The organism is Chamaesiphon sp. VAR_69_metabat_338, from assembly GCF_031423935.1.
Taxonomy (GTDB): domain Bacteria; phylum Cyanobacteriota; class Cyanobacteriia; order Cyanobacteriales; family Chamaesiphonaceae; genus Chamaesiphon.
In genome coordinates, this window is record NZ_JANPGM010000316.1 from 1 (window position 1) to 3,520 (window position 3,520).

Annotated in this window: 4 protein-coding genes; 2 read left to right on the plus strand and 2 right to left on the minus strand. The window is 45.8% G+C overall.

What is annotated here, in order from left to right; translation table 11 throughout:
- A partial coding sequence (locus RMO84_RS09060; protein WP_396135811.1) for a DMT family transporter occupies positions 1 to 1,064 on the plus strand: 1,064 nt, incomplete at its 5' end.
- A 63-nt stretch (positions 1,065 to 1,127) separates the two neighbouring features.
- On the plus strand, positions 1,128 to 1,610 hold the full coding sequence (locus tag RMO84_RS09065) for a hypothetical protein (protein ID WP_310488152.1): 483 nt from the start codon (positions 1,128 to 1,130) through the stop codon (positions 1,608 to 1,610).
- A gap of 8 nt (positions 1,611 to 1,618) precedes the next feature.
- Here the strand turns inward: RMO84_RS09065 and menH are convergent, their stop codons facing one another.
- A complete protein-coding gene (gene menH / locus RMO84_RS09070) occupies positions 1,619 to 2,407 on the minus strand; it encodes a 2-succinyl-6-hydroxy-2,4-cyclohexadiene-1-carboxylate synthase (RefSeq protein WP_310488153.1) in 789 nt (262 codons plus the stop codon).
- 74 nt (positions 2,408 to 2,481) lie between these two features.
- A partial coding sequence (locus tag RMO84_RS09075) for a calcium-binding protein (protein ID WP_396135812.1) occupies positions 2,482 to 3,520 on the minus strand: 1,039 nt, incomplete at its 5' end.

Consider the following 3,520-nt stretch of genomic DNA (forward strand, 5'->3'; position numbering starts at 1 on the left):
AGCCCTCATATTCCTTCAGCTTAACACCGATTTTGTTGGTCGTGCCCTTTTTTCTATGGGGGACGGCAATGGTGGCAATGAAAGGGGTGATGCCGCATACCACACCGTTGTTCATGGCGGCAATTCGGCTGATCCCCGCAGGGATCTTAGTGTTACTATTTGCCGCGTTGCCAACAGAGAAGGGCCAGCGATTGGAGCCTCAAGGCTGGCAAGCATGGGCGTGGATCTTGGTGTTTGCGCTGATCGATGGGACTTTATTTCAAGGGTTTTTGGCAACTGGATTGGTGCGAACGGATGCGGGATTGGGTTCGGTGACGATCGACTCGCAGCCATTGGCAGTAGCGGTGCTTTCCGCTTGGTTATTCAAGGAGCGGATTGGCGCGATCGGCATTTGTGGGTTGGTATTGGGGGTACTGGGGATTAGTTGCGTCGGACTGCCGATCGAGTGGTTGAGTCAAATTGCGACTAGTCCATTGACGAGTCAATTCGATCTGTCGGGATTGTTCGAGCGGGGTGAATGGTTGATGCTCCTAGCTGCTCTCTCAATGGCCGTAGGCACGATCTTAGTCCCCTTTGTCACCAAATATGTCGATCCGGTTATCGCGACGGGCTGGCACATGATTATCGGCGGCGTACCGTTGGCGATCGGTTCGGTTTATTTGGAGTCGAACCAATGGATGGCGATTACTAGTTCCGATTGGCTGGCGATCGCTTACTCGACGGTATTTGGCAGTGCGATCTCTTATGGTTTGTTTTTCTACTTTGCTGCTAAAGGCAATCTGACGAGTCTGAGTTCTTTAACTTTTTTGACACCAGTATTCGCCCTATTATTCGGTAGTTTATTTCTAGGCGAACGGCTCGATTTACTGCAATGGTGTGGCGTGTGTCTGACGCTAGTTAGTATCGTATTCATCAATCAGCGCGACTATATCTGGAGTCAATTAACGGGTCTGCCCGTACTTAACGATCGACCGATACAGATCGATAATATCTCCGATCGATCGATCGTCACCACAGTTCAGACAATATCGACATCTGCCGAATCATATTCGCCTGAGGAGTAATTCTTTTATTTCGACTTAAATAATGGGCATACTGAAATCGAGGATTTCGATCGAGAAATAAGTATGCCTTTGCCAGAAAAATTAGTTCACACGGCTTTAATGTCGCTCGTTCCTTCATTCTGGCTGCTATTAACGATCTCCATGTATTGGGAAACAGTCAGTCTTAATTGTCAACCCAATCCAGTTCGAGTCATCTGTAAGATTTCTGGAGAAACCGTTCCTGGTGAAACTAGAGTTTTGGAAATTCCCAAGGCACAATTAGCCGGAATCGATATTATCGATCGACAACGCAAAGGAAAGTATCGGATTGGCTTAATTACGATTGACAAAACCGAGATTCCTTTAACTAGAAACTGGAGTGGCGATGCCACAGTTCAATTGACAGGGCAAATCGATCGCATTAGGACATTTATTGCCGATCCACATCTGACTACCCTGAATGTATCTACGCAGCGACGTTTCCCTTTATTCCCGCTAATTATCGCCGGCGGCATCCTCTGGTTTCATGGTTTATGGTTCGAGAGAGTATGGTTTGGATCTAAATAAAGTTATCTCTAATTGCCAGCCGCTCTCCAGCAATCGAGCCAAGCCTGCGGATTTTGGAAATGGACATTATGGCTGCAATTGGTCACAATTTTGAGCGCGATCTGCGGATTCGATCGCTCGATCTCGCGATTGATGTCGATGAATTTGCGATCGAGTCCGCCGACAATTAATGATATCGGTTTAGTGTGGACTTTTAACCTGTCGCCCAAATAGGGCTGCATTCCCACTCCAGCACGTTCCAATGACTTAATTAAATCGTCCGCTCGATTAGTGGTAATGCGGCGTTGAATCAGCTTGTCAAAATTGGGATGGTTGGCGATACCAGTAAAGAGCGATTGTCGATACCAATCTCGCACGAAGTCGGCGAAAGAATCGGTTTCTAAGCGATCGATAATTTGCCAATCCTGAATTATCCGCGCTTGTCGATCGACTTCGGTTGCCAATCCTGGCGATGCCGATTCTAGCATGAGTCGATCGAATCGCTCTGGATATTCTAGAGCCAGATATAATGCCAATCTACCGCCAAAAGAATAACCCGCGATCGAGCATTTCTCGATTGATAAGCGATCTAATAACTGGACGATGCCCCGCGCCGTATTGACAAAATCATAACCGAGATCGCCACCGTTAACTTCAGTTCGACCGTGTCCGGGTAGATCGATCGCGATACAATTAAACTGCACTTTCAATCGATCGATTATTTCCAGGTAATCTTCACTGCTACCCATCCAGCCATGTAGCAATAACAACGGCGGCAACGTGAGATCGTCGGATTGAGTATAGTGCCATCGATACATGGAGCGAATACCTAAAAAACAGGGTGCTAATGACTAGCATCCCCATTTAATATAAACGATTTTGAATCTCCGAGTTAGATTGCCGTATCACTAGTAGCAGTATTACTAGAGAGAATGTTAATTTTAGAAGAAATCGCATCTACGCTAGTAGTGGAGACACTATCTAAGATGGATGAATTTGAGATCGATCGATTGTTGGAACTAGTCCCAGTACTAGCTGAAGTGATACCCAAATCTGCAATGGTAATCTTCGCAATTAGATCGCGGGTATTGACATCTTTACCGGAGAATAGATCGATCGTATTCGTGCCTTCGAGCGCGAAGCTATAATCTTTGAGACTGCCAAGATCGATCGAGTCTTGAAACAGATTAAAATCGGTAATCGTCGCATAATCATTACTGCCATTACCCAGATAATAAGCGCCATTGCGATCGCCGAGAATGAACTTATTGCGTCCGCCGCCACCAGTGAGCGTATCGACTTCACCCACTCCGCGAGCAGTGCGATCGGTACCAGTGATAATATCGTTTTGACTGCCACCCGTAATGGTGTCTTTCCCGCCGCCGCCAGTTAATGAACCACTAACATTTGCACCGACGATCGTATCGTTATTTTTGGTACCGATAACATTGGCAAAGTTGGTGATGAAAATGGGAATAGGCGAGTTGTTTATTTGGAGAGAACTGGCTAGATTCACATTGATACTATATTCAGCAGGAAGAGAACTAACATCGAGCGTATTTGATTCGTTTGTTGCACCACTAACGCTGCGGATACCGATAGTTTTATCTTTGCCAAAACTTCCTTTGTCAATAGTTGCGGAGTAATACCATGTAAGTGAAAATGTGATGGCATGACCTAAATTGCTATAGTCAACAGACCCTAAGCTAGTTGTAATAGTGTCGTTGCCCTTAGACCCCACTACAGTGCCCGACGGACGCATATTAAATATATTATCGAGATCGTTACCGATAACCCGTGCGGCATCATTGACATTTTGGAAATTTTCGACAGAAATAGAAGAAGTCTGAGAGCCATTCGGATCGTTGACGAATGTTAATAGATTTTTCGATAGATCTACTACCGATGAAGCTCGTCCTACAAGTGAAGCA